The sequence below is a fragment of the Actinoplanes sp. CA-142083 genome, assembly GCF_050942195.1.
Taxonomy (GTDB): Bacteria; Actinomycetota; Actinomycetes; order Mycobacteriales; family Micromonosporaceae; genus Actinoplanes.
The window spans coordinates 325161-348141 of the sequence record NZ_CP192076.1; the positions used below are offsets into that span (position 1 = coordinate 325161).

At 70.3% G+C, this 22981-nt stretch carries 20 protein-coding genes; 12 read left to right on the plus strand and 8 right to left on the minus strand.

Annotated features, from left to right (window positions below):
- The first annotated feature begins 258 nt into the window (after positions 1-258).
- Both ACQPZX_RS01565 and ACQPZX_RS01570 read left to right on the plus strand, forming a co-directional pair.
- On the plus strand, positions 259-3480 hold the full coding sequence (locus tag ACQPZX_RS01565) for an SseB family protein (protein WP_433373285.1): 3222 nt from the start codon (positions 259-261) through the stop codon (positions 3478-3480).
- On the plus strand, positions 3480-3842 hold the full coding sequence (locus ACQPZX_RS01570) for a hypothetical protein (protein WP_433373287.1): 363 nt from the start codon (positions 3480-3482) through the stop codon (positions 3840-3842). The genes ACQPZX_RS01565 and ACQPZX_RS01570 overlap by 1 nt, the downstream gene beginning before the upstream one ends.
- On the opposite strand, the gene ACQPZX_RS01575 is transcribed toward ACQPZX_RS01570, so the two are convergent.
- Complete coding sequence (locus ACQPZX_RS01575; RefSeq protein ID WP_433373290.1) at positions 3843-5516, minus strand: methyl-accepting chemotaxis protein; 1674 nt, start codon at positions 5514-5516, stop codon at positions 3843-3845.
- A gap of 150 nt (positions 5517-5666) precedes the next feature.
- On the opposite strand from ACQPZX_RS01575, the gene ACQPZX_RS01580 reads away from it, so the two are divergent.
- From ACQPZX_RS01580 to ACQPZX_RS01615, 8 genes are read left to right on the plus strand one after another with little or no spacing between them, the layout of a single operon-like run.
- Positions 5667-6227, plus strand: coding sequence for a chemotaxis protein CheW (locus ACQPZX_RS01580; protein ID WP_433373293.1), 561 nt, complete (start codon positions 5667-5669; stop codon positions 6225-6227).
- Positions 6227-7063 carry a CheR family methyltransferase gene (locus tag ACQPZX_RS01585; protein WP_433373296.1) on the plus strand — a complete coding sequence of 279 codons (837 nt, stop codon included), beginning with the start codon at positions 6227-6229 and terminating at the stop codon, positions 7061-7063. Before ACQPZX_RS01580 ends, ACQPZX_RS01585 begins: the two co-directional genes overlap by 1 nt.
- 4 nt (positions 7064-7067) lie before the next feature.
- On the plus strand, positions 7068-7559 hold the full coding sequence (locus tag ACQPZX_RS01590; protein ID WP_433373299.1) for a chemotaxis protein CheD: 492 nt from the start codon (positions 7068-7070) through the stop codon (positions 7557-7559).
- The gene (cheB, locus tag ACQPZX_RS01595) at positions 7556-8518 is read left to right on the plus strand and encodes a chemotaxis-specific protein-glutamate methyltransferase CheB (protein ID WP_433373302.1); all 963 of its coding nucleotides are present in this window, start codon (positions 7556-7558) and stop codon (positions 8516-8518) included. Before ACQPZX_RS01590 ends, cheB begins: the two co-directional genes overlap by 4 nt.
- On the plus strand, positions 8511-9554 hold the full coding sequence (locus ACQPZX_RS01600) for a methyl-accepting chemotaxis protein (RefSeq protein WP_433373304.1): 1044 nt from the start codon (positions 8511-8513) through the stop codon (positions 9552-9554). The genes cheB and ACQPZX_RS01600 overlap by 8 nt, the downstream gene beginning before the upstream one ends.
- Positions 9555-9563: 9 nt before the next feature.
- On the plus strand, positions 9564-9932 hold the full coding sequence (locus tag ACQPZX_RS01605; RefSeq protein WP_378966175.1) for a response regulator: 369 nt from the start codon (positions 9564-9566) through the stop codon (positions 9930-9932).
- On the plus strand, positions 9929-10201 hold the full coding sequence (locus ACQPZX_RS01610; protein ID WP_433373307.1) for an STAS domain-containing protein: 273 nt from the start codon (positions 9929-9931) through the stop codon (positions 10199-10201). The genes ACQPZX_RS01605 and ACQPZX_RS01610 overlap by 4 nt, the downstream gene beginning before the upstream one ends.
- Positions 10201-12354: a chemotaxis protein CheA gene (locus ACQPZX_RS01615; RefSeq protein WP_433373310.1), complete on the plus strand. Its 2154-nt coding sequence runs from the start codon at positions 10201-10203 to the stop codon at positions 12352-12354. The genes ACQPZX_RS01610 and ACQPZX_RS01615 overlap by 1 nt, the downstream gene beginning before the upstream one ends.
- Positions 12355-12470: 116 nt before the next feature.
- On the opposite strand, the gene ACQPZX_RS01620 is transcribed toward ACQPZX_RS01615, so the two are convergent.
- The 5 genes from ACQPZX_RS01620 to acs all read right to left on the minus strand — a co-directional run bounded on the left by ACQPZX_RS01620 (position 12471) and on the right by acs (position 19098).
- Positions 12471-12656, minus strand: a complete 186-nt coding sequence (locus ACQPZX_RS01620) for a gamma-glutamylcyclotransferase family protein (protein WP_433373313.1) — start codon at positions 12654-12656, stop codon at positions 12471-12473.
- Between the two features lie 418 nt (positions 12657-13074).
- A complete protein-coding gene (locus ACQPZX_RS01625) occupies positions 13075-13989 on the minus strand; it encodes an alpha/beta fold hydrolase (protein ID WP_433373316.1) in 915 nt (304 codons plus the stop codon).
- A 65-nt stretch (positions 13990-14054) separates the two neighbouring features.
- Positions 14055-14459 carry a hypothetical protein gene (locus tag ACQPZX_RS01630; protein WP_433373319.1) on the minus strand — a complete coding sequence of 135 codons (405 nt, stop codon included), beginning with the start codon at positions 14457-14459 and terminating at the stop codon, positions 14055-14057.
- 123 nt (positions 14460-14582) lie between these two features.
- Positions 14583-16886, minus strand: a complete 2304-nt coding sequence (locus ACQPZX_RS01635) for an immune inhibitor A domain-containing protein (RefSeq protein ID WP_433384934.1) — start codon at positions 16884-16886, stop codon at positions 14583-14585.
- A gap of 226 nt (positions 16887-17112) precedes the next feature.
- Positions 17113-19098 carry an acetate--CoA ligase gene (gene acs, locus ACQPZX_RS01640; RefSeq protein ID WP_433373322.1) on the minus strand — a complete coding sequence of 662 codons (1986 nt, stop codon included), beginning with the start codon at positions 19096-19098 and terminating at the stop codon, positions 17113-17115.
- A gap of 207 nt (positions 19099-19305) precedes the next feature.
- On the opposite strand from acs, the gene ACQPZX_RS01645 reads away from it, so the two are divergent.
- Together ACQPZX_RS01645 and ACQPZX_RS01650 are read left to right on the plus strand one after the other, a co-directional pair.
- The gene (locus tag ACQPZX_RS01645; RefSeq protein ID WP_433373324.1) at positions 19306-20037 is read left to right on the plus strand and encodes an oxidoreductase; all 732 of its coding nucleotides are present in this window, start codon (positions 19306-19308) and stop codon (positions 20035-20037) included.
- 69 nt (positions 20038-20106) lie between these two features.
- Positions 20107-20574: a PH domain-containing protein gene (locus tag ACQPZX_RS01650; RefSeq protein WP_433384937.1), complete on the plus strand. Its 468-nt coding sequence runs from the start codon at positions 20107-20109 to the stop codon at positions 20572-20574.
- Positions 20575-21374: 800 nt separating this feature from the next.
- Here the strand turns inward: ACQPZX_RS01650 and ACQPZX_RS01655 are convergent.
- Both ACQPZX_RS01655 and ACQPZX_RS01660 read right to left on the minus strand, forming a co-directional pair.
- Positions 21375-22172 carry an HAD family hydrolase gene (locus ACQPZX_RS01655; RefSeq protein WP_433373327.1) on the minus strand — a complete coding sequence of 266 codons (798 nt, stop codon included), beginning with the start codon at positions 22170-22172 and terminating at the stop codon, positions 21375-21377.
- 336 nt (positions 22173-22508) lie between these two features.
- Complete coding sequence (locus ACQPZX_RS01660) at positions 22509-22856, minus strand: STAS domain-containing protein (protein WP_433373329.1); 348 nt, start codon at positions 22854-22856, stop codon at positions 22509-22511.
- Between the last annotated feature and the right edge of the window lie 125 nt (positions 22857-22981).

The following is a 22981-nucleotide window of genomic DNA, read 5'->3' on the forward strand; positions in this document are numbered from 1 at the left end:
TGCGGCTGATCCGGCCGTTTAGTCCGTTGTTGCGCATTTGATGTCCCCCGATCGCGTAATGGCCCGGACGACCGTTACCGCTACGATCAGTGTTTGGATGATCGCGCCCAGCGACCAAAATAGGGCCGTTGGTGGCGAACCGGGGGCGCCTCGGACACGACTTGCCCGTCAGCTCAACGCCCCCCATTGTGATCGCCGCCTGACCTTGTAGGTTGTACGCGTTGAGATGGCCTCGTCGCGCGGTGGGGAGAGGTGGACGTGTCCGAGTGGGAACCGGCTACGGACGCCGAGGTCGCGATGCGCGATGCGTTGCGAACGGACGACCAGGAGTCGTACTTCCGTATCCTCGCCGGTGTCGACCTCTTGTTGCCGGTGTCGGCCGACGCCCTTCAGGGGCTGACGCCGCTCGGCTGGGGCACCTGGAGCACCGGGGGCCGCACACACGTGCTGGCGTTCACATCCCCGGCGGCGATGCAGCACTGCCTGGCCGACTACAACGGCTCGGCCCGCCGCGTGCCGTACTCCGAGCTTGCCAACACCTGGCCCAACCTCGAGTGGTGGCTGGCGGTCAACCCCGGCCTGCCGATCGAGGGCTACCTTCCGGCCTGGTTCGTCGCCCAGCTGTCCCGCGGCGACCTGAGGCTGCCGACCCGCGGCCCCGGCCGTGAGAAGGCGGCCGCGCCCGGCCGCATCCAGGACCTGCATTCCGCCGCGATGGCGGCCAACGCGGCCGCCGCGCAGCAGGACGGCCCGGGCCACCCGCAGCGCCCCGGCGCCGTGCCGCCCGCCGCCGCGGCGGGCTACCCGCAGCCCACGAGCGCGCCTCCCGCGGGCTATCCGCAGCGCCCGGCCGCGGCCGCCCCGGGCTTTGAGCAGCCGCCCGCGGCCGGCACCGGCTATCAGCACCCACCAGCGGCCGGTCCCGGTTATCAGCACCCGCCCGCGGCCGGCTCCGGCTATCCGCAGCCGACCAGCGTGCCACCGGGCGCGGCTCCCGGCTATCAGCCGACGAATGTGCCGTCCGTGGCCGCCGCCGGTTATCCGCAACCGACGAGCGCCCCGCCGCTGGCTTCCGCCCCGTCCGCGTCGTTCACGCCGATGGCGGGGCCGCCCGGTTACGCGCAGGCCGCCGCCCAGACCCGGATGCCGCAGTTCCCGGCCGCCGACGAGCAGCAGCCTGAGGCGTCCCCGCAGTCCTCCGCGCCGCCGGCGGCCACCCGCCCGGTTTCGGCGCCGCCGCCGGTCGCCCGCCCGATCTCCGCGCCGCCGCCGGCCTCCGCCGCGTCGCCGGCTGCTTCGGGCCCGGCCTCGGCCGCACCGGTGTCCTTCTCCGGCCCGGCCTCGGCCGCGCCGCTGTCGTTCCCCGGGCAGGCCGCGCCGTCCTCCTTCTCCGGTCCGGCCGGCGCTCCGCCGTCCTTCTCCGGGCCGGCCGCTGCCTCGACGCCGTCGGGCGCCGAGAGGCCGCAGATCGGTCCCGGCGGGCTGCCCATCCGCACGCCGAGCGGCGTGATGCCGAGCGGCCTGCCCTCGCGCACCCCGCCCGCGCCCGCCTCGGGAGCGCCGTCCTCGGCCGTGCCCGCTTCGGGAGCGCCGTCCTCTGCGCCCGCGGTTCCGCCCGCCTACCGCCCGCCGTCGGTGCCGGTCGGCGATGCGCCCACCGGCGCCTGGCCCACGTACCGTTCCGGCGAGGACCCGCGCGGCCCGCTCCAGGACCCGAAGGCCCCGCTGCCGGTCCGCACTCCGATGGCCAACACGCCCCCGGTCCCCGAGCACCTGGCCGACCCGCCGGTCGCTGAGCCGCCGCTGGACCCGCGCTGGTCCGGCTCCGGCGCGCCGGTCCCCGCGCCCGCTCTGCCCGAGCTGCCCCGCCGCCAGGCCACTCCGCCGGGCGACGAGCCGGCCCAGGGTGGTTTCCCGCAGCGTGGCGGCCTGCCGCAGCGCGGCGCTCCGCAGGGTGGCGGCTTCCCGCAGGGACCAGCGTCCCCGCAGGCGGCCGCGGCTCAGCAGTCTCCCGCTTACGGCGCGTCTCCCCAGGCCCCTGGCTACGGTGGCGCCCAGCAGCCACCTCCTGGCCTCGGCGGCGCCCCGCAAGGCCCCGGCTTCGGGGGCGCTCAGCAGGGCCCCGGTCTCGGTGGGTCCCAGCAGGGAGCCGGCCTTGGTGGCGGGCAGCAGGCGGCCGGCCCCGGTGGCGGTCCGCAGGGTCCTGGGTTCGCGCCGGGGCAGCCGGCCGCCGGTTTCGGCACGCCGCTGCCGCGCCGGCAGGCTGCCACTGCCGCCGAGCCCGCACCGATGACGTCGTTCCCGGCCTTCAAGACGCCGGCCGAGCGTGCCGCCACCGCCGCCGCGCAGGCCGCGGCCCCCGCCGCACCCGCGGCGAGCCGTCCCGGCCTGGCCCCGCCGGTCATCCCCGGCGCGCCCGGCAGCGACCGCCCGGCCCGTCTCGGCGCGCCGCAGCCGCCGCCGCTCGAGGTTCGCGGCGCCAGCCCGGTTCCGCCGGCTCAGTCGTTCGGCCCGCCGCCGTCCGAGCCTTTCCTGCCGGCCAACGACGTCGAGCGCGAGCTCTACGACGCCGCCGACGGCCACAGCACCGACCACTTCCTGTCGACGCTGCTGCTCGCCTCGGTGCTGGTTCCGGTCGCTCATCACTCGCGTCCCGGCAGCGCGCCCGGCGAGTCCGGCTTCGCGTTCCGCACCGAGCAGATGGACGGCGAGACCTTCCTGGTCGTCTTCACCAGCAAGGACCGCCTGGCCGAGCACTACGCCGAGCCGACCCGCACGGTGAGCGTCCGGTTCTACGAGCTGATCCGCAACTGGCCCGACCCGGCCTGGTCGTTCGCGGTCAACCCGGCCAGCCCGATCGGCGCGAAGTACCCCGGTCCGCAGGTGATCGCCCTGGCCAGCTGGGCCGCCGAGGCCGGACTGGGCGCTGACCCGTCCGACCACGACGAGCCGCAGGTCCCGGTGCCCGCGCCCGCCCCGGCGAACGACGACGCCCAGCACGCCACGGTGATGCAGAAGACGCTGCCGCCCGAGCAGGTCGACTACTACCTCGAGCGTGGATACGACCGGGTCGCCGGCTTCGTGCACCGCGCCACCGAGGTGGAGCATCTGCGCACCCCGGGCGAGCTTCTCGGCGCCTTGGGCCTCACCTACGAGGGCTCGCCGCACCTGGGCGAGGCCAAGGAGGCGTACGTCCTGCGCTGGCCGGCCTACCGCCCCAGCCTGTACCGGATCCCGTACGGCGGCCAGAACGAGCAGGCGCTCAAGGCCATGGACGGCTGGGTGATCGAGCGGGCGCCCTTCCGCGGCAACGGCTTCGCCCCGGGCGAGGGCCGCGACGTGATCGCCGAGTTCAAGGTGGACAGTGTCCGGCTGCCGCACGGCGCGCAGCTGTGGCGCATCGACGCCGACGGCAGCGAGCACATGATCGCGATCTTCGACAACGACGGTCCGCAGTGGCGCCGGGTGGGTGATCAGTGATGCGCGACGGCTACGTGGTGACCTGGCAGGGTCGTGAGTTCGACGCCGTCCCCGACGGGGACGACGTGCGGATCTACACGACCCAGCCGGCCGACGGCTTCGAGGAGGTCAAGCCCGGCCGCTACGTGCGGGTGCTGACCCCCGAGGAGTACGACGAGCTCGTCTACGTCCGCACGACGTGCACCTGGCGGGGCGCCCCGTTCCTGGTGCTCGCCGAGGCCGACAACTGGCTGCGAGTCGAGTACACGGGTGGCCGCGCGCCGATCGCCCGCCAGCTCGGGCTCGAGGAGTTCGACTTCGGCGTCTACCAGACCTGGGCGCCGGCCCACGAGATCCGCGACCTCCACGAGCAGCGCATCTAGCTAGCGGAAGCTGTCGAACTTCGCCTCCATCTCGGGGCCGAACGCTTCCTGGCCGCCGCCGGAGTACGTGCTCGCCGGGACGTTGCGGCTCGGATAGGTCCCGGCGTTCATGTTGGTGTACTCGGCGTGGCCGTACGACCGCCCGGCGGCCACCGCCCGGCCGGTGTTGAAGAACTCCATCATCGTCTGCAGCTGCGCGGTCTGCGCCGACATCTCCTCGGCGGTGGCCGCGAGCTCCTCGCTCGACGAGGCGGTCTGCTCGGTGACCTTGCCGATCTGGCTCATCGCGATGCTGACCTGATGCACGCCGGTGCGCTGCTCGGAGCTGGCCGCCGCGATCTCCTGCACCAGGTCCGAGGTGCGGATAATGCTGGGAATGATGGTGTTGAGCAGGTCGCCGGCGCGCTCGGCGGTCTGCACGCTGCCCGAGGCGAGCTCGCTGATCTCCTGGGCCGCGATCTGGCTGCGCTCGGCGAGCTTGCCGACCTCGGTGGCGACGACCGCGAAGCCCTTGCCGTGCTCGCCGGCGCGGGCGGCCTCGATGGTGGCGTTGAGGGCCAGCATGTTGGTCTGGAACGCGATGTCGTCGATGATCCCGATCTTGCTGGTGATCTCCTTCATGGCGTTGACGGTGAGCTGCACCGCCTCGCCACCCTCCAGCGCCTCGGCCTTGGCCTTGGCCGCGATCTCCTCGGTGGCGTTCGCGTTCTCGCTGTTCTGGGCGATGCCGGCGGTCATCTCCTCGAGGCTCGAGGTGGTCTCCTCGACGCTGGAGGCCTGCTCGGTCGCGGCCTGCGAGAGGCTCTGCGACGCGCCGCTGATCTGACCGGCCGCGTTGTTGATCTGCGCGGAGGAGTCGATGACGGTGCCGACGGTGTCGGAGAGGCGTTCGAGCGCGCTGTTGAGCGCCACCGCCATCTGACCGACCTCGTCTCGGCTGTCGACGTCGAGCCGCTGGTCGAGGCGCCCGGCCGCGAGCCCGGAGAGCACCGCGACGGTTTTCTGCAGCGGTCCGGCGATCGAGCGGGTGATCACGAAGACCATGCCGAAGGTGAACAACAGCGCCACCACGACCAGGATGATCATCAACATCCGCGCCGTGCCGTACGCGTCGGCGGAATTTTTGATCGAGGTCTCGGCCGCGGTCGCCTCGGCATCCAGGAGCCGGCTGAGGGTTTCGTCGATGGTGTCCGAGATCGGGTTCACCTGGGTCGAGATGATCTGGTTGAACTGGGCGAGGTTGCCCGCGTCGACGGCCGGGAGCAGCTTGTTCTCGGCGACGTCCTGGTATGACGCGAAGTTCTTGGTGACCGTGTCCCGGTCGGTGTCGCTGCCCGACAGGTCCAGCGCCTTGATCTTGTCCCAGTCGCTGTTGAGGGTGTCCAGCGCGCCCTGCACCCGCGTGGTGGCGGCCTGCGTCTCCGTGGCGTTCTGGGCCAGCGCCAGCGCGCGTATCCCGAGGCGGAGATCCCGGTACGCGATGGCGACGTTGTCCAGCGCCTTGGTGTTCTGGAGGTTGGTGTTGTACATGTCGCGCAACCGCTCCTGCGTGTTGCCGAGCTGGTAGATCCCGACCACTCCCACGGCCAGCAGCAGGATGCAGGTGACGATGGCCATCCAGCGCAGCTTCCAGGCAACCGACAGGTTGCGGAACCCGAAGCCTTTGTCCGCCATGTGACGCTCCTCGGTTGGGGTCAGCGACTCGCCTCCTCAGCCTAGGGTGAATTGGTCGGATATAAGCGATAAAGATTCATATCCTGGTCTGACCTGCCGAACTAATGGTCGGATTGTGCGTGACGGGATCGACAACGGAGAGGACCTGCGGTGACCGACACGTTGGCCCGGGTGGGCTCCGGCCGCTTCCTGACCTTCACGCTCAACGACGAGGCGTACGCGGTCGACATCTTCCACGTGCTCGAGATCCTCGAGTACCGCCACCTGACCGTGGTGCCGATGATGCCGCCTTTCATCCGCGGGGTGATCAACCTGCGCGGCCGGGCGGTGCCCGTCATCGACCTCGCCATCCGCTTCGACCGCGGCTCCACCACGGTCCGGCGCCGTACCAGCATCATCATCGTGCACCTCGACGACATCGGGATGGACGACGATGACGGCGTCGCGGTCGGCGGGCAGGACATCGGGATCCTCGTCGACTCGGTCAACAAGGTCGTGGAGCTGGCCGAGACCGACATCGAGCCGGCGCCCTCCTTCGGCTCCGGGATCCGTGCCGACTACATCAGCGGCATGGCCCGGCGCGACGGCGATTTCCTGATTCTGCTTGACGTCGGTCAAGTTTTGTCGATCAGCGAGATGGTCAGCCTCGGCGATGCAGCCCGGGCAGGGGGCCATGCCGAGGAAACGAACGAGCCGCTTGAAGGACTTTGATGCAGCAATCCCTGACCTACCGCGAGATCGGGCCGGCGGAGTTCATCTACATCACCGGCCTGCTCCACCGTGAGACCGGGATCCGGCTCTCGCCCGGCAAGGAGGCGCTCGTCGCCGGACGGCTCGACAAGCGCCTGCGCAACCTGGGGATGGCCGACTACCCGGAGTACGTCCGGTACCTGCGCACGCAGCCGGCCTCGAGCGCCGAGATGATCCAGCTGATCAACCTGCTCACCACCAACGAGACGTTCTTCTTCCGTGAGCAGCAGCATTTCGAGTTCCTGCGCGACGTCGTCGTGCCCGACCGCGACCGTGGGCGGGCGCTGCGGGTGTGGAGTGCGGCCAGTTCGACCGGCGAAGAGGCGTACACGGCGGCCATGGTCCTCTCCGACGCCATGCCGGACGCGCCGTGGGAGATCGTCGGCACCGACATCTCGACCCGCGTCGTGGACAACGCCCGGCTCGGCATCTACCCGATCACGGCGGCCGAGAAGATCCCACACCCGATGCTGCGCAAGTACTGCATGCGCGGTCGCGAGGAGTACGACGGGACGATGGCCGTGAACCGGCGGCTGCGCGCCCGGGTGAGCTTCCGCCAGGACAACCTGATGGGCCAGCTCGGCCACCTCGGCCGCTTCGACGTCATCTTCCTGCGCAACGTCATGATCTACTTCGACCCCGAGACGAAACGGGAGCTGGTTCTGCGACTCCAGGAGATGCTGCACCCCGGCGGCTACTTCATCGTCAGCCACTCGGAGTCGCTCAACGGCATCCCGTCCCGGCTGCGGATGATCGAACCGTCGATTTACCGCATCCCCGGGCAGACGCGTGGCTAGTGTCGTGGAAGTGGTGCTGAACCCCGGAGACTTCTACTTCGGCGGCCACGACACCCGTATCCATACGCTGCTGGGGTCGTGCGTGTCGGTCACCCTCTGGCACCCGCGCCTGCAGGTCGGGGGCATGTGCCACTACATGCTCCCGCACCGGCGGATCCCGGCGGCCCGCCGCGGGCTGGACGGCCGTTACGCCGACCACGCGATCCGGATGTTCCTGCACGCGATCGAGCGGCTCGGCACCCGTCCGTCCGAGTACGTGACCCACCTGTACGGCGGTGGCAACCAGTTCCCGCCGTTCCAGCGCGGTCGCGCGCCCGACATCGCGCGGGACAACATCGAGGCCGGCCTCACGCTGCTGCGGCGGTTCGGCTTCCGGCTGGCGCACACCGACCTGGGCGGCACCGGCCCGCGCCGGCTGAGCTTCGAGATCGCCTCCGGCGAGGTGACGCTGACCTCGGCGGCCGGCCGCAGCACCCGTGCCTGGAGCTCGCTGTGAGCGGCCGGGCGATCGGCGTGCTGATCGTCGACGACTCGGCCGTCGTGCGGCAGCACCTCGCGGCCCGGCTCCGGCAGAGCGGCATGGAGGTCATCGGCGCGTACGCCGACCCGGTCCACGCGCTGGAACGGATGAACCGATCGTGGCCGGACGTGCTGGTGGTCGATCCGCGGATGGGCGGCACGACCTTCCTGGAGCGGGTCATGGCGGTGCGGCCCACGCCGGTCGTGCTCTGTTCGTCGGCGGCGGCCACGCCCACGGCCGGGGTGACCACTGTGATCACCAAGCCGGAGAGCGGGCTGAAGGAGTTCATCGAGCACTCGGCCGAGATCGTCGAGGCGGTGCGCTCGGCCGCCGGCCGCGTGCCCCGCCAGGCCGAGCCGGCCAAACAGAGCGGCGACCGGGTGATCGTGCTCGGCACCTCCACCGGCGGCACCAAGGCCCTCGAGATCGTCCTGCCCGCGCTGCCGCGGGCCAACCCCGGCATGGTGGTCGTGCAGCACATGCCGGAGCACTTCACCGCCGCGTTCGCCCAACGGCTCGACGACATGTGCCAGGTGCACGTCGTCGAGGCGGTTGACGGCGCCGAGGTGATCCCGGGCCGGGTGCTGATCGCGCCCGGCGGCCGGCACACGGAACTGGTCCGGTGCGGCAGCGGCTACCGGGTGCGTGTCTTCGACGCGCCACCGGTCAACCGGCACCGGCCCTCGGTCGACGTGCTCTTCCGATCGGCCGCGCGGGCGGCCGGGCCGAGCGCGATCGGCGTGATCATGACGGGCATGGGTGACGACGGCGCCCGGGGGCTGCTCGAGATGCGCCAGGCCGGCGCGTTCACGGTGGCCCAGGACGCGGCGACATGCGTCGTGCACGGCATGCCCCACGAAGCGGTCCAGCTCGGCGCCGTCCAGCGGGAGGCGCCGCTGACACACATCGCGGAGATGATCCATCGGTATGGCTGAGCTGCTCTGGGCGCTGGGCGCCCTCGCCGTCGGGCTCGGCGCCGGCTTCGTGGCCGGCCGCCGCAAGCCGGTGGCCGCGCAGGTCGAGGCACGCGCGGCCGACACCCATCTCACCAGCGTCACGCGGCTGGCCGGGTCCCTCGCGCCCGTCTGGTCGGCCCAGATCGATTCGAGCCGTACCCAGATGGAGACGGCGATCGGCCAGATCACCGAGCAGTTCGCCGGGATCGTGGAGAACCTCGACACGGTTCTCGCCTCGTCGACCGGCGCCCTGGAGGAGGGCCAGGGCGGCACCTTCGACCGCAGCCGGGCCCGGCTCGGCGACGTCGTCGGCACCCTCGACGAGGCCCTGGCCACCAAGCGGCAGACTGTCGCCGAGCTCCGCAACCTGCAGACCCTCAACAGCGAGCTGCGCCAGATGTCCGGCGAGGTCGGCGCGATCGCGGCGCAGACCAACCTGCTCGCGCTCAACGCCTCGATCGAGGCCGCCCGCATCGGCGAGGCCGGCGCGGCGTTCGGCGTGGTCGCCGACGAGGTACGCCAGCTCGCCGACCACTCGCTGGGCACCAGCGACCGGATGGCCGAGAAGGTCAGCCGGGCCGGCAGCACGATCAGCGCGATCCTCGGTCACGCCGAGGAGACCGCCGACCGCGAGGACCGGGCGGTGGCCGGGGCCAACGCCGAGGTGCAGGCGGTCCTCGACGACCTGCAGGCGCTGGTGACCGGCTTCCGCGACTCGTCGAGCGAGCTGGAGCGTGCCGCCGTCGGGATCCGCTCCGAGGTCAGCCAGTCGCTGACCCAACTCCAGTTCCAGGACCGCGTCTGCCAGGTGCTCGAGCACCTGCGCGACAGCGTGAGCAAGTTCGCCGACACCGTCGCCGAGGCCGGCGAACGGGCCCTTTCCGACGCGCCGCCGATCGACCCGGACGAGGCGCTGGAAGCCATCTCGGCCAGCTACACGATGGAGGACGAACGCCGGGCGCACACCTCGGGCAACGCCGCCAACGTCCGCGAATCGGAGATCACGTTCTTCTAGGGGGAAGAGATGGGAAAGACCGTTCTCGTCGTCGACGACTCGGCCTCGGTCCGCCAGGTCGTCAGCATCGCGCTCAAGGGCGCCGGGTACGACGTGATCCAGGGCTCGGACGGCAAGGACGCCCTCAAACAGCTCGACGGCCGTCGCATCCACCTGATCATCTCGGACGTGAACATGCCGAACATGGACGGCATCACGTTCGTCAGCGAGGCCAAGAAGCTCCCCGCGTACAAATTCACGCCGATCATCATGCTGACCACCGAGTCGCAGGAGGACAAGAAGCGGCAGGCGCAGGCCGCGGGCGCCAAGGCCTGGGTGACCAAGCCGTTCCAGCCCGAGCAGATGCTCGCCGCCGTCTCCAAGCTGATCGCACCGTGAACGCCGTCGGCCTCGACGGCGAGCTCACCATCTACACGGCCGCCGAGCAGTGCCCCCGGCTCCTCAAGGCGCTGGAGGAGAGCGCCACGCTCCGGGTCGACCTATCCCAGGTGACCGAAATGGACACTGCCGGGCTGCAGATCCTGCTGGCCGTACGCCGCGAGGCCGAGCGCCTGGGTGGCGCGGCCGCATTCCACGACGCGAGCGAGCCCGTCCTCGATGCCCTGGCGATCGTGCGCCTGGACGGTGAACTCCGAGAGGTCCACTGATGTCCTTCGACGCCGACGAGGCCCTCGACATCTTCATCACCGAGGCCCGCGAGCTGCTGGAGAGCCTCGAAGAGGGGCTGCTGGCGCTCGAGGGCGACCCGGACGACGCCGAGACCATCAACGCGATCTTCCGCTCGGCGCACACGCTCAAGGGCTCCTCGGGACTGTTCGGCCTCAACCACCTGGTCGGCTTCGCGCACGTGGTGGAGACGCTGCTCGGCCACGTCCGGGAGGGCGAGGTCCGGGTCACCCCCGAACTGATCAGCGTCCTGCTCCCGTGCGCCGACCACATCACCCGGTACGTCGAGGGCGTCGCCGAGGGCCGGGTCGATCCCAGCCCCGCCGAGAAGGCCGAGGCCGACGCGCTTCTCGCCCGCCTCGCGCCGTTCGAGCCCGGTGGGGCTCCGGAAACGGCGGCCGCCGCGCCCGAACCCGAGACACCGTCCGGCCCGCGTGAGTGGATGCTGCAGCTCCGCTTCGGCGCGGACTGCCTGCGCAACGGCATGGATCCGCTCTCGCTGCTGCGCCACCTGACCACGCTCGGCGACGTCACGCGGGTCACGGTCGACGACTCGGCGCTGCCCGAGGCGTCCGACATGGACCCCGAGACCAACTACCTCGCCTTCGAAGCCGAGCTGCACACCGACGCGCCCAAGTCCGAGATCGAGGCGGTGTTCGACTTCGTCCGCGAGGACAGCGACATCCGCATCGTGCCGCTGGATCACGAGGCGTTCGCCGCCTACATCGAGCAGATGCCCGACCGGGACCGGCTCGGCGACGTGCTCCAGGAGAGCGGCGCGGTCACCCCCGGCGAGATCGACGAGGCGCTGCGCATCCAGCGCGAGCGGAGCCGCGACGAGGGACCGGTGCCGATCGGCCAGGTCATCGTCGAGCAGGGGATGGCGCCGCCGGCCGTGGTGGAGGCCGCGCTCAGCAAGCAGCGCCGCACCGCCGACAGCCGATCCTCGGACACCCAGACCATCCGCATCGACGCGGGCCGCCTCGACCGCCTCATCGACCTCGTCGGGGAGCTGGTCATCGCCCAGGCCGGCATCAGCGTCACCGAGCACCTGTCCGAGGCGCAGGGCGAGGTCACCCGACTCATCGACGAGGTGCGGCACAGCGCGCTGGCCCTGCGCATGGTGCCGATCGGGATGACGCTGCGCCGCTTCGAGCGGGTCGTCCGGGACGTCTGCGTCGACCTCGGCAAGGAGGTGCACCTGACCATCACCGGTGGCGACGCCGAGATGGACAAGGCCCTCGTCGAGCGGATCAGCGATCCGCTGATGCACCTCGTGCGCAACTCCCTCGACCACGGCATCGAGTCGCCCGGGGATCGGGTCGCGGCCGGCAAGCCCGCGCAGGGACAGCTGCGGCTGAACGCGTACCACGACGCCGGCAACATCGTCATCGAGGTCTCCGACGACGGCAAGGGCCTCGACCGGGACCGGATCCTCGCCAAGGCGGTCGACCGCGGCCTCGTGCCGGCCGGTGCCACCCTGAGCGACCACGAAGTCTACGACCTCATCTTCGAGCCTGGCTTCTCCACCGCCGAAAAGATCTCCAATCTCTCCGGCCGGGGCGTCGGCATGGACGTGGTGCGCCGCAATGTCGCGGCGCTGCGGGGCAGCATCGAGGTCGATTCCGTACGCGGGCAGGGCGCGACCATCCGCATCCGCCTCCCGCTTACGCTGGCCATCATCGACGGCTTCCTCGTCGGCGTCGGCGGATCGTCCTTCATCGTCCCGCTCGACCGCGTCACCGAATGCGTCGAGTTCCCCACCAACGACCGCGATCGCGACCACATGAACCTGCGCGGCGAGGTGCTGCCGTTCATCCGCCTCAACCAGCTCTTCGGCCTGGACGGCGACCTGGCCCGCCGGCAGAGCGTCGTCGTGGTCGAGCAGTCCGGCCAGCGCACCGGCCTGGTCGTCGACGCCCTGCTCGGCGAGTTCCAGACCGTCATCAAGCCGCTGGGCCCGCTGTTCAGCTCCCTGAAATGCGTCAGCGGCTCAACCATCCTCGGCAACGGCGACGTGGCCCTCATCCTCGACGTGGGCCCGTTGGTCACCGAATACGCCGATCTCGAAAAGATGCGCCACTCGGCCTCGCGCCGCCGCCCGACACCACAACGCGTCGGCGCCGCAAGATGAAATTCTTCATGTCGTATCTGGGTGGGTGGTACGAGACGTCGCTCCCGCCGAGGCCGCGCCGGGGCCCAGCTGCGCTGGCCCTGGCGCTTCATTCTGCGTGAGTGGTGAAACCCCGTTCAGGCGGCCACGTAGACCCAGGCAACATCTCCGGAGGCCAGCGGCGCCTCGACCCGGCGGTAGTCCACTTCATACTCGTCGGCTTTGACCAGCTCGTCGTCGGTGACCTCGAAGACCGAGCCGGCCACGGCGTCCGCGCGGTCCGCGGTCGCGACCAGGATCGGGTGGTGCGTCTCGCCGCTCACCGCGAGCACGTGGATGCGTGCGCGCCTGCCGCGATGATGACTTGGCGTGCGGACCGCGCACGAACTCATCAAGATCGGTGAGCCGAGAGCTCGCGCGGCCGGGGCGATGATGATTTGGCGTCCAGCGCCCACACGAACTCATCAAGATCGGCGAGGGCCAGCGCGGGGCGCGGCGCGGCGAGGGCGGTGGGGCGCGGCGCGGCGAGGGCGGTGGGGCGCGGCGCGGCGAGGGCGGTGGGGCGCGGCGCGGCGAGGGCGGTGGGGCGCGGCGCGGCGAGGGCGGTGGGGCGCGGCGCGGCGGGGGCGGGGGCGCGGCGCGCCGGGTGCGAGGGCGGCAGGGCGCGGCGTGCGTGCGGGGCGGGGTGTGGCGCGGGCGGGGTGTGGCGAACGGGCGCGGCGGAGTGTGAGCGCAGGGTGGTTACGCGGTTTTGAGCCAGCGGAGGATCTCGCCGGTTACGAAGTCGGGGGCCTCCTGGTGGAGGAAGTGGCCGGCGTCGGGGATCAGGCGCCACTCGTACGGCGCGATCACGTAACGCCCCGAGCCCTGCGCGGTGCGGGGGAGGGTCGCCGTGTCGAGGGCGCCGTGCAGTTGCAGGGTGGGGGTGATCAGCGGGTGCTGCATCAGCTTGACGAAGCGGTACCCCTGCAGGCGCAGGGCGCTCCGGGCGACCCAGCGGTACGCCTCCAGCGCGCAGAAGGCCGCCTGCGGGATCTGCATGGCGTCGCGGCAGCGGCGGACGTAGTCGGTGAACTCCTCGGAGTGCCTCCACGTCGGACCGGACCAGTGGGACATCAGCTCGCCCACCAGGGCGGCGTCGTCGCGGGTCAGGACATGTTCGTACCGGGGGACCTGGAAGCGCAGGACCGTCGAGGAGGCGGCGAGCTGGCCTCTTGGGTCGGCGAAGATGGCGGCCCGCAGGCGCAGGGGATGGGCGGCGCCCAGCACCACCAGGCGGCTGACGAGCTTGGGGTGGAAGGCCGCGGCCGCCCAGCCGATCATGCCGCCGGCGCCGGCGCCGACGATCATGGCGTTGCGTTCGCCGAGGGCGCGGATGAGGCCGGTCACGTCGGCGGCCATGGTGTAGCCGTCGTAGCCGCGCGGGGGCTTGTCGCTGGCGCCGTAGCCGCGCAGGTCGATCGCGACGGCGCGGAAACCGGCGTCGGCGACCCGGGTCATGACGTCGTGCCACGCCCACCAGAACTCGGGAAAGCCGTGCAGGAACAGCACCAGCGGGCCGGCGCCGGCCTCGACGACGTGGAACCGGCTGCCGTTCGCGCCGACGAAACGGTGCGTCCAGGGGCCCTCCACCAGGACAACCGACTCGTCAACCATGCGTCCAGCCTAGGCCGTTCGGTCGACTCGGGCCGGACCGCGGCCGTGACCCGCCGCGCGGGGGGTCAGCGCAGCGGCTCGGCGGCGCTCATGTCGAGCAGCTTTCCGGGGCCGCAGTGGATGCGGAGGCGGGACGGGGTGGCCTTGACCCGGACGCGGGTGCCCTTGTCGAGGCGGATGCCGGCGGTGGAGTACAGGGCGTATTGCACGCCGTCGTCGGTTTCCAGGCCGTAGCAGGGGCCGGTGCCGCCGGCGGTGACCGTGCCCACTATCCAGCCGTTCGGCTTGATCTGGTCGGTGAAGCCGTTGGGCGGCCCGCTCGGCGTGAAGGGCCGCGGGACGGCGGGTTCACTCGCGGATGAGGGTGGCGCCGAGGAGGGCGCGGAGGAGAGGGCGGGCGAGGGGCTGCCACACCCGGACGCGAGGACGACCAGGATTGCGGCGAGGGCGGCCGGAACGGCGTACCTCATGATGGTCTGTCCCTTCTGAAGCGAAGCGAGGCGTGTCGAGTAAGACGCTGCGCGACCGACCCGGGTTCCGCAAGAAAAACGGCGCCCGGGGAGAAACTCCCCGGGCGCCGGCTGGGAAACGCGTCAGGAGACCGCGACCGTCATCGAGGTGCCGTTCTGGCCGAGCACCCCGATCTTGACGCCGACCGCGGGCAGCTTGACACCCTGGTTCGGCAGTTCGTCGTAGTAGTACTTGCCCTTGTCGTTGAAGAGCGGGCTGGGCAGCTGCGGCCACACCGGCGACGCCTTGCCGTCCACGTGCAGCAGCATGCCGTCGGTCGGGTACAGGCCGAACGGGGCGTCGTACACCTGGATCCGGGACCGGAACGGGACGCCGTTGACGTTGTTGAACGGCTTCGGGTGCGCGTCGATGTAGAGGTTGCGGCCCGAGCCGGGGTGCTCGTTGGTGTTGTTGTCCGCCTGCGAGGTGTCCCAGTACGAGATCAGCAGGCCGGTCTGGTAGTTGTAGTGCTCCACCCAGTCCGGCTTGGTGCTGGCCCACCCGAAGTTGTACGGCCCGGTGGCCAGGTACTTGTCGTACGTCGTGTAGCTGCGGTTACCGGCGATGTAGTAGCCCGGGAACTTGTTGGTGACGCTCGACCCGACGACCGACCATCCGGCGGCGGTCCACGTCGACGTGCCCTCCGCGCCGTCGGCCAGCACGGTCGCGCCGTCCGCGGTGATGGTGAGCAGGTCGCCGAAGAAGCCGCCCTTGGAGAGGCCACCGTCGGTCTTGTAATGCAGGCGGAACTTGACCGCCTGACCCGCGTACGCGTCCAGCGGGATCGCGATGTCGGTCCACGCGCCGGCCGATTCGCCGGTCAGGGCCGGGTGCCCGTCGGCGTCGGTCGGCAGCGCGGCGCCGTTGACCGTGCCGTTCACCGCGGTCCAGTTGGCGCCGCCGTCGGTCGACACCTCGAAATACAGGTAGTCGTAGTCCTGCTCGATGTTGTACCGGCCCTTGACCGTGACGCTGCCGCTGGTCTTGCCGGTCAGGTCGATGTCGTGGGTCAGCGTGGTGTCGAGGTCGTCCGCGTTGCCGGAGAAGAACTGCTTGGAGCCCTCGAACGGGGCGCCGAGGTCGGTGGTCACCGACTTGTCCGGCAGCGTCACGACGACGGCCTGCGGCTTGTTGCTGTTGTATTCCTCGGGCCCGAGGTTCACCAGCTTCTTCTGACCGGCCTTGACCTGCGTGTAGTTGAGCCAGCCGAGCTGGAGCTTGTTCCACGCGCCCATGTCGCCGGGGCGGGTGCCGAGCGCTTCGCCGGTCGCGTTGAGCCGGCTCTGCGCCATCAGCGTCCAGTACTCGTTGTTGTTGTCGCCGAGCCCGCTGGTGTCGTAGTCGTCCGGCAGGCCCAGGTCGTGGGTGTACTCGTGCGTGAAGACGCTCAGGCCGCCGTTCTCCGGCTGCATGGTGTAGTCACCGATCCAGATCCCGGTGGTGCCGATCTGGGTGCCGCCGGCCAGGTTGCCGGTCGGGCCGGTGACGCCGTCGCCGCTCGAGTACGCGTACGACCGGTGGCTCCAGATCGCGTCCTCGCCCTGCTGCGGGTCGCCGTCGGCCTGGTCGCCGCCGGCGTGGACGATCTGGAAGTGGTCGAGGTAGCCGTCGGGCTCGTTGAAGTTTCCGTCGCCGTCGAAGTCGTACCGGTCGTACTGGTCGAACGTCTTCAGGTCGGCGGTGACCTCGGCGAGGGTCTTGCCGGTGGCCAGCTGGTCGGTGACCCACTGGTTGGCGGCGTCGCGCACGAGCGCCCAGACGTTGGTGCAGACGTGGCTGCCGCAGACGTCCCGGCCGTAGCGGGCCTCGTTGTACTGGACCTTGACCCAGTCGGTGACCTCGCCGTCGACCGAGTAGCGGCCGGAGGACTGGGCCTCCATGTACGTCTTCAGCGACTCGACGTTCTTGCCGGCGCCGAAGTACACCTGCTGGTAGTGGTCCTGGTTGTAGTCCGCCTGCCAGACCGTGCTGTTGTCCTTGGTCCGGTCGGGCTCGGGGATCTTGTTGCGCAGCGGGCCCTCGTACGTCGTCGGTCCGGCCGTGTTGGGGTCGGAGTCGACGTCCGGGTAGCTCGGGTGCCGCTCGTTGCCGAACTCGGCCAGGATCACGAAGATCCGGTCGGTTCGCTGGCGGCTCAGCTCGACGTACTGGTCCTTGCGGCCGTGCCGGCCGACCTTGACCACCTGGCTGCCGTTCCGGTCGACCGGTTTGGCCTTGCCGCTGACCACATCGGACACCGCCTGCGCGCGCAGCGCACGGCGCTTGTCCTCGAGCGGGCTGGGCAGATCGTCCACGCCCGCCCGCCCACCGGGAACCGCCGTGACCGGCTCGACCGGTGGTGCCGCCTGGGCCACCGTCGGGAGCAACACTCCGACGCTGGTGACCATCGCGGCGCCGAGCAGTCCTGCGACTACTTTGCGCACCACGCATTACCTCCGCTTATGGGGCCGGGCGCTGGGGTGAGCGGCCCGGCATCAAAACGGCCCCGGGGTTCGGGGCTGGAGGTAAACGTATGTAAAGACAGCGATAGCTGCAGGAATCGATATTGATCAGTTACGTGTTATGGGAGATCCATAACGTTGGTGGGGGCCGGCGACGCCGGCCCCCAGCCGACTAGTCCTCGGGCTTGGCGGTCTTCATCCCCGCCGAGATCAAATCCATCACCGCCGAGTCCTGCAGCGTCGTCACGTCGCCGAGCGAGCGGTGCTCGGCCACGTCCTTGAGCAGCCGCCGCATGATCTTGCCGGAGCGGGTCTTCGGCAGTTCGGGGACGAGCATGATCTGCCGCGGCTTGGCGATCGGGCCGAGCGTCTTGGCCACGTGGTTGCGCAGGTCGACGTTGAGCTGTTCGCCCTTGTCGCCCGAAGTGTCGACATTGCCGCGCGGGATCACGAATGCCACGATCGCCTGGCCGGTGGTCGGGTCGGTCGCCCCGACCACCGCCGACTCGGCCACCGCCGGGTGCGAGACCAGGGCCGACTCCACCTCGGTGGTGGAGATGTTGTGGCCGGAGATCAGCATGACGTCGTCGACCCGGCCCAGTAGCCAGATCGAGCCGTCGTCGTCCTTCTTGGCGCCGTCGCCGGCGAAGTAGATCCAGTCGTCGCCCTGGCCGGCGCCCGCGCCGAACCGCGACCAGTACGTGTCGATGAAGCGCTTGTCGTCGCCCCAGATCGTGCGCAGCATCGACGGCCACGGGTCGCGCAGCACCAGGAAGCCGCCACCGCCGTTCGGCACCGACTGCGCCTGGTCGTCGACCACGTCGGCGGTGATGCCCGGCAGCGGCGTCATGGCCGAGCCCGGCTTCGCCGCGGTCACGCCGGGCAGCGGCGAGATCATGATCGAGCCCGTCTCGGTCTGCCACCAGGTGTCGACCACCGGGGTCCGGTCGCGGCCGATGTTCTTCCGGTACCAGATCCAGGCCTCGGGGTTGATCGGCTCGCCGACGCTGCCGAGGATGCGCAGCGACGACAGGTCGTACCCGGCCGGGATGTCGTCGCCCCACTTCATCATCGTGCGGATCAGCGTGGGCGCGGTGTACAGAATGGACACCTTGTACTTATCGACCAGCTGCCAGAACCGGTCGCGACCCGGGGTGTCGGGCGTGCCCTCGTACATGACCTGGGTGGCGCCGTTGGAGAGCGGGCCATAGACGATGTAGGAGTGGCCGGTCACCCAGCCGATGTCGGCCGTGCACCAGTAGACGTCGGATTCCGGCTTGAGGTCGAAGACGGCGTGGTGGGTGAACGACGTCTGGGTGAGGTATCCGCCGGTCGTGTGCAGGATGCCCTTGGGCTTACCGGTCGTGCCCGAGGTGTAGAGGATGAAGAGCGGGTGCTCCGAGTCGAAGGCCTGCGCCTGGTGCTCCGGGCTGGCCTGCTCGACGGTCTCGTGCCACCACTTGTCCTTCTCGCCCCACGCGACCTCCTGCCCGGTGCGGCGGACCACCAGCACGTTCTCGATGCTCGGGCACTGCGCGACGGCCTCGTCGACCGTGGGCTTGAGGGCGGACGGCTTGCCCCGCCGGTACCCGCCGTCGGCGGTGATGACCAGCTTGGCGTCGGCGTCCTTGATGCGGGTCGAGAGCGCGTCGACCGAGAACCCGCCGAAGACCACGCTGTGGGTCGCGCCGATCCGGGCGCAGGCCAGCATCGCGACCGCGGCCTCCGGGATCATCGGCAGGTAGATCGCCACCCGGTCGCCGGCGCCGACGCCGAGCTCGGTCAGCGTGTTGGCGGCCTGGCTGACGCTCTTCAGCAGGTCGGAGTACGTGATGGTGCGGGTGTCACCGGGCTCGCCCTCCCAGTGGATCGCGACCTTGTCGCCGTGGCCGGCCTCGACGTGCCGGTCGACGCAGTTGTACGCCACGTTGAGCTCGCCGCCGATGAACCACTTCGCGAACGGCGGGTTGGACCAGTCCAGGACCTGGTCCCATTTCTTGGCCCAGCTGAGCCGCTCGGCCTGTTTCATCCAATAGGCGAGGCGGTCGGCGGCGGCCTCCTCGTACGCGTCGGCCTTGACGTTGGCGTCCGCTGCGATCTGCTCCGGCGGCGGGAACTGACGTGTCTCCGATGACAGGTTCGCCAATGTCTCGCTCATGAGGGCGGCTCCTCTTTCACTGGGGTTTCTTCGTTGCACATTAGTTCTGCCGGGGTGCCGCGGCGACACCTGCGACGGCGGGCGCGCTCGGTGGCATCGTGCGCGCGCTGGATGACCGGTTGCTGCTTGGTGCTGCGCGAATCTTGCCAGTTGCGAGCCGCTTTGCGCACCCCATGTTTCGCGTGTCTTACCGGCTACGGTGTTCGGGTGGATCCTCTCGCACCGCTGCTCGATCTCGCCGATGTCGCCTCCGCGCTGGCCGGCGCCCGCGACCAGGTCGACGCCGCCATGCGGCATCGCGCCCTGCGCCGGCACGGCGGTCAGGTCGCCGCCGAGGTCTCGCTGCGCGCGGCCGTGGCGAGCGCGGCGCTCGAGGGCCATGCCTACGACGTCGAGGAGGTCCGCGGCGGCACGGTGACCGACCCGGTCGTGCAGGGGTCGCTGCGCGTGGCCGAGGGTCTGGGCGGGCTGGTCGACCTCTGGCCCCGGGCGCCCCGGCAGGTCCTCGCCAAGCTGCACGTGCTGGCCGCGCGCGGCGTCGTTCCCGCCGACGACCTCGGCCGGCTGACCGGTGGCGCCGATCGCGTGGACGCGCTGGCTCGTATTGTTGCCGACAATTCAGACACTCCGCCCCTGCTGCTCGCCGCCGTCGTGCACGCCGAGCTGCTCACCCTGCGGCCTTTCGCCGGCCCTTCCGGAATTGTCGCCCGCGCCGCCGCTCGCCTGACCCTGATCGGTCGCGGCCTGGACCCGCGCGGCCTGGTCGCCGTCGAGATCGGACATTTCGCCCGCGAGCCCGAATATGTCGGCTCTTCCGGCGCCTACGCCACCGGCACCCCCGACGGCGTGCGCTCCTGGCTGCGGCACTACGCAGCGGCGGTCTCCACGGCCGCCGACGAGCTCACCGTCATCGGTGATGGAGTCCTGGCCGCGGCCTGATCGGTCATTCTTTGGTCGGAGCCGGTCAAACGGCGCCCGCACGCTGGGATACTCGCTTCCGTGAGCGAAATGTGGACGCGTCCCTACCCGCCCGGCCCCGGCCGCTGGCTGGTGATCGGCTGGGAGGCCGCCGCGCTGGCCCTCCTGGCCTGGGCCACGATCCGCCAGTTCGACCTGACCGGCCACGGCGTCAAGCTGGTCGCCTGCGCACTGGCCGCCATCTGGGTGATCGGCGCCCACCGCATCCTCCAGATGGGCGCCTACGTCGGCGCCACCGGCCTGCGCATCCACGGCCTCGTCCGCTCCCGCACCATGTCGTGGCGCGACGTCGCCCACGTGCGCTTGCACAAGGCCACCCATCGCGTCGGCCCTTGGCGCATCGAGAGCGGCATGACCGTCCTCATCGAGCGCCGCGACGGCTCCATGGTCAACACCGAGCTGTGGGCCCAGGGCATCGACTTCCACTCCCGCCCGTCACTTTTCCGGGCGGTCTATCACGAGCTACGCAACCGCCATTTAGACGCCCAAAACACCTAAAGCCCTTATCGAGTACGGGTCAGGCAGAGTCCCCGCCCACCAGGCGAGCTGGTTGCAACTCACCGTCCCGTGCCGCCGGCGCCGGGCTGTGCCTGCATGCCCATCAGCGCAAACCTTCGCGGCCGCAAGCGGGCCGTTGATGACTTGCCGTGCGCCGGCCGCCGCAAGTCATCACGATCCACACGGGCGCGGCGGCTAGCCGGCCGGTGCTCCGGCGTTAATGAGTTGGCGTGCGCTGCTCGCCCCAAGTCATCACGATCCAAACGGGCGCGGCGCCTAGCCGCTGGGTGTCCCGGGTGTTGGTGAGTTGGTGTGCGCTGCTCGCCGTAAGTCATCACGCTTCGGGGCGGCGACGGGACAGTGCACAAAATAGAGCCGGCGTCCCGCTAGGGGCGCCGGCTTTAGCGCGTCCGGACCGGGTTATCAAGCGTGCACCTGGGTCGTTGTCGACAGTCCTTAAGCCTCTCGGCTGAGGTCCCGCCGCAACGTGCCTGCCGTGGCTGATCGCGCGTGGGTTCCCGGTGGCCGTGCACGAGTACCGATGCCTGAACGCGGAGCTACGGCCTTCCGAAGCTCAGGTATCCCGACCCCCGGGTCGCCCGGCTCCTGGTCCTCCGCAACGGTTCTCGCCAGTTCTTTCTACGCCGCTCGCCGCTTGATCGCCAGGCCTTCAGCCCGGCAAACCTGGCGTTTCAGATTAGTCAGACCAAAGCCATTCGCGCTGCTCATTGGCTTGCGCCGCCCTGAGGACGTCACTCTTTGCGCTGCTGAGCGCACGTTCCGGGGTGGGTCCCGAAGGGTCAGACGGCGGCGCGAGACCGGCGATGCCTGGCATAGATGGCGAGGCCGATCACGGCCCCCACGCCGACGCCCAGCGCCGCCGCCACGGGCACGGCCGGACGGTCTCGCAGGCGCTTGCCGACCGGGATCGGGTTGCGGAACTCGAGGATCGGCCACGAGTTTTCCAGCGCCGCCCGGCGCAGGGCCCGGTCGGGATTCACGACGCTCGGATGGCCCACCGCCGCCAGCAGCGGGAGGTCGCTGGCCGAGTCGGAGTAGGCGTAGCAGTCCGCCAGGTCGTACCCGCGGGACTCGGCCAAAGCGTCCACCCCGACGACCTTGTTGGGGCCGGCGGCGTAGAACTCGATCTCGCCGCTGTACCGGCCGTCGACGATGCTCATGCGGGTCGCGATCACGTCGGTGATGCCGAGCAGGGCGCCGATCGGGCGGACCATCTCCTCGCCGGAGGCCGACACCAGCACCACGTCGCGGCCGGCCGCCTGATGTTCGCTGATCAGGGTGGCCGCCTCGGCGTACACGTAAGGGTTTATCAGCTCGTCGAGGGTCTCGGCGATGATCTGCTGCACCTGCTCGACCCGCCAGCCCTTGGTCAGCGCCGCCAGGTAGTCGCGCGTGCGGGCCATGGCCTGCTCGTCACCGCCGCCACCGAGGCGGAACATGAGCTGTGCGTAAGCGGATTTGACGACGTCGCGGCGGCTGATCAGGCCGTCACGATAGAAGGGCCGTCCGAAGGCCAGCGCGCTGGACTTGGCGATGACGGTCTTGTCGAGGTCGAAAAACGCGGCGCTGCGGCCCACGGGCCGAAAGTGTAGCCGCAAGTCGGTCATCCCCGTCGTCCCCACCGCGCCGCGCGGACGCTTGGTGACGCGCTGTGAAATCAGTCAGACGGGCAGCACCCTCGCACTGAGCCACAATCGGTACTCGACGCGTGTGCCTTTCGTGAGGCATGCTAGTGCTGTTGCGATCGGGATTCACGTATTGCGCTGTTGAATCGCGGCCGCGTCATTGACGATCTGCTTCCATCACCTGACCCTCGGTGGTTGCGCCCCCCGCGATCACCGAGTCGATTCGGCTCGACCCCCCCGGAGCCGAATCCTCGGACGGCCCCCGTCTCCCCCGACGGGGGTCGTTCCCTATGTGCCGGTGGCTTCGGTCTCCACGCCTTCGTCGGTAAGCCCGAAGAACGTGGACAAGCCCGTGACGTCGAGGACGCGGCGGAACGACGGAGTCGGGTTCACGACAGCGAATCGGGCGCCGGCCGCGGTGGCCTCCTTGTAGCCCTCGATGAGGGCGCCGAGGCCCGTCGTGTCGATGAAGGCGGCCCGCTCGAGATCGATGCGGAGGACGGTCGGCGCCCACTCGCGGATGGCATCGCGGGCGTAGCCGGCGAGCTCGTCGCAGTTGGCGAAGTCGATCTCCCCGTACACGGTCACCGTGGCTGTGCCGTCGTCGGCGAGCGTGCGCTGGATCGAACTTTCCATGCCAATCCCATCGGTCCCGGGTCGGCACCAACATACCCAACAGTCCCGGACCGCATGCAGGCTCGTGTCCGATTTATACCGATACCCATAACAGATCCACCCCGGCCATGCGGGTTATCCACAAC

Coding starts and splice junctions, on each gene's coding strand:
- ACQPZX_RS01570 (WP_433373287.1), top strand. CDS start 3,480: ATGCGCGACGGCTACGTGGTGACCTGGCAGGGTCGTGAGTTCGACGCC.
- ACQPZX_RS01575 (WP_433373290.1), bottom strand. CDS start 5,516: ATGGCGGACAAAGGCTTCGGGTTCCGCAACCTGTCGGTTGCCTGGAAG.
- ACQPZX_RS01585 (WP_433373296.1), top strand. CDS start 6,227: ATGCAGCAATCCCTGACCTACCGCGAGATCGGGCCGGCGGAGTTCATC.
- ACQPZX_RS01600 (WP_433373304.1), top strand. CDS start 8,511: ATGGCTGAGCTGCTCTGGGCGCTGGGCGCCCTCGCCGTCGGGCTCGGC.
- ACQPZX_RS01605 (WP_378966175.1), top strand. CDS start 9,564: ATGGGAAAGACCGTTCTCGTCGTCGACGACTCGGCCTCGGTCCGCCAG.
- ACQPZX_RS01615 (WP_433373310.1), top strand. CDS start 10,201: ATGTCCTTCGACGCCGACGAGGCCCTCGACATCTTCATCACCGAGGCC.
- ACQPZX_RS01625 (WP_433373316.1), bottom strand. CDS start 13,989: ATGGTTGACGAGTCGGTTGTCCTGGTGGAGGGCCCCTGGACGCACCGT.
- ACQPZX_RS01630 (WP_433373319.1), bottom strand. CDS start 14,459: ATGAGGTACGCCGTTCCGGCCGCCCTCGCCGCAATCCTGGTCGTCCTC.
- ACQPZX_RS01635 (WP_433384934.1), bottom strand. CDS start 16,886: ATGGTCACCAGCGTCGGAGTGTTGCTCCCGACGGTGGCCCAGGCGGCA.
- acs (WP_433373322.1), bottom strand. CDS start 19,098: ATGAGCGAGACATTGGCGAACCTGTCATCGGAGACACGTCAGTTCCCG.
- ACQPZX_RS01650 (WP_433384937.1), top strand. CDS start 20,107: ATGTGGACGCGTCCCTACCCGCCCGGCCCCGGCCGCTGGCTGGTGATC.
- ACQPZX_RS01660 (WP_433373329.1), bottom strand. CDS start 22,856: ATGGAAAGTTCGATCCAGCGCACGCTCGCCGACGACGGCACAGCCACG.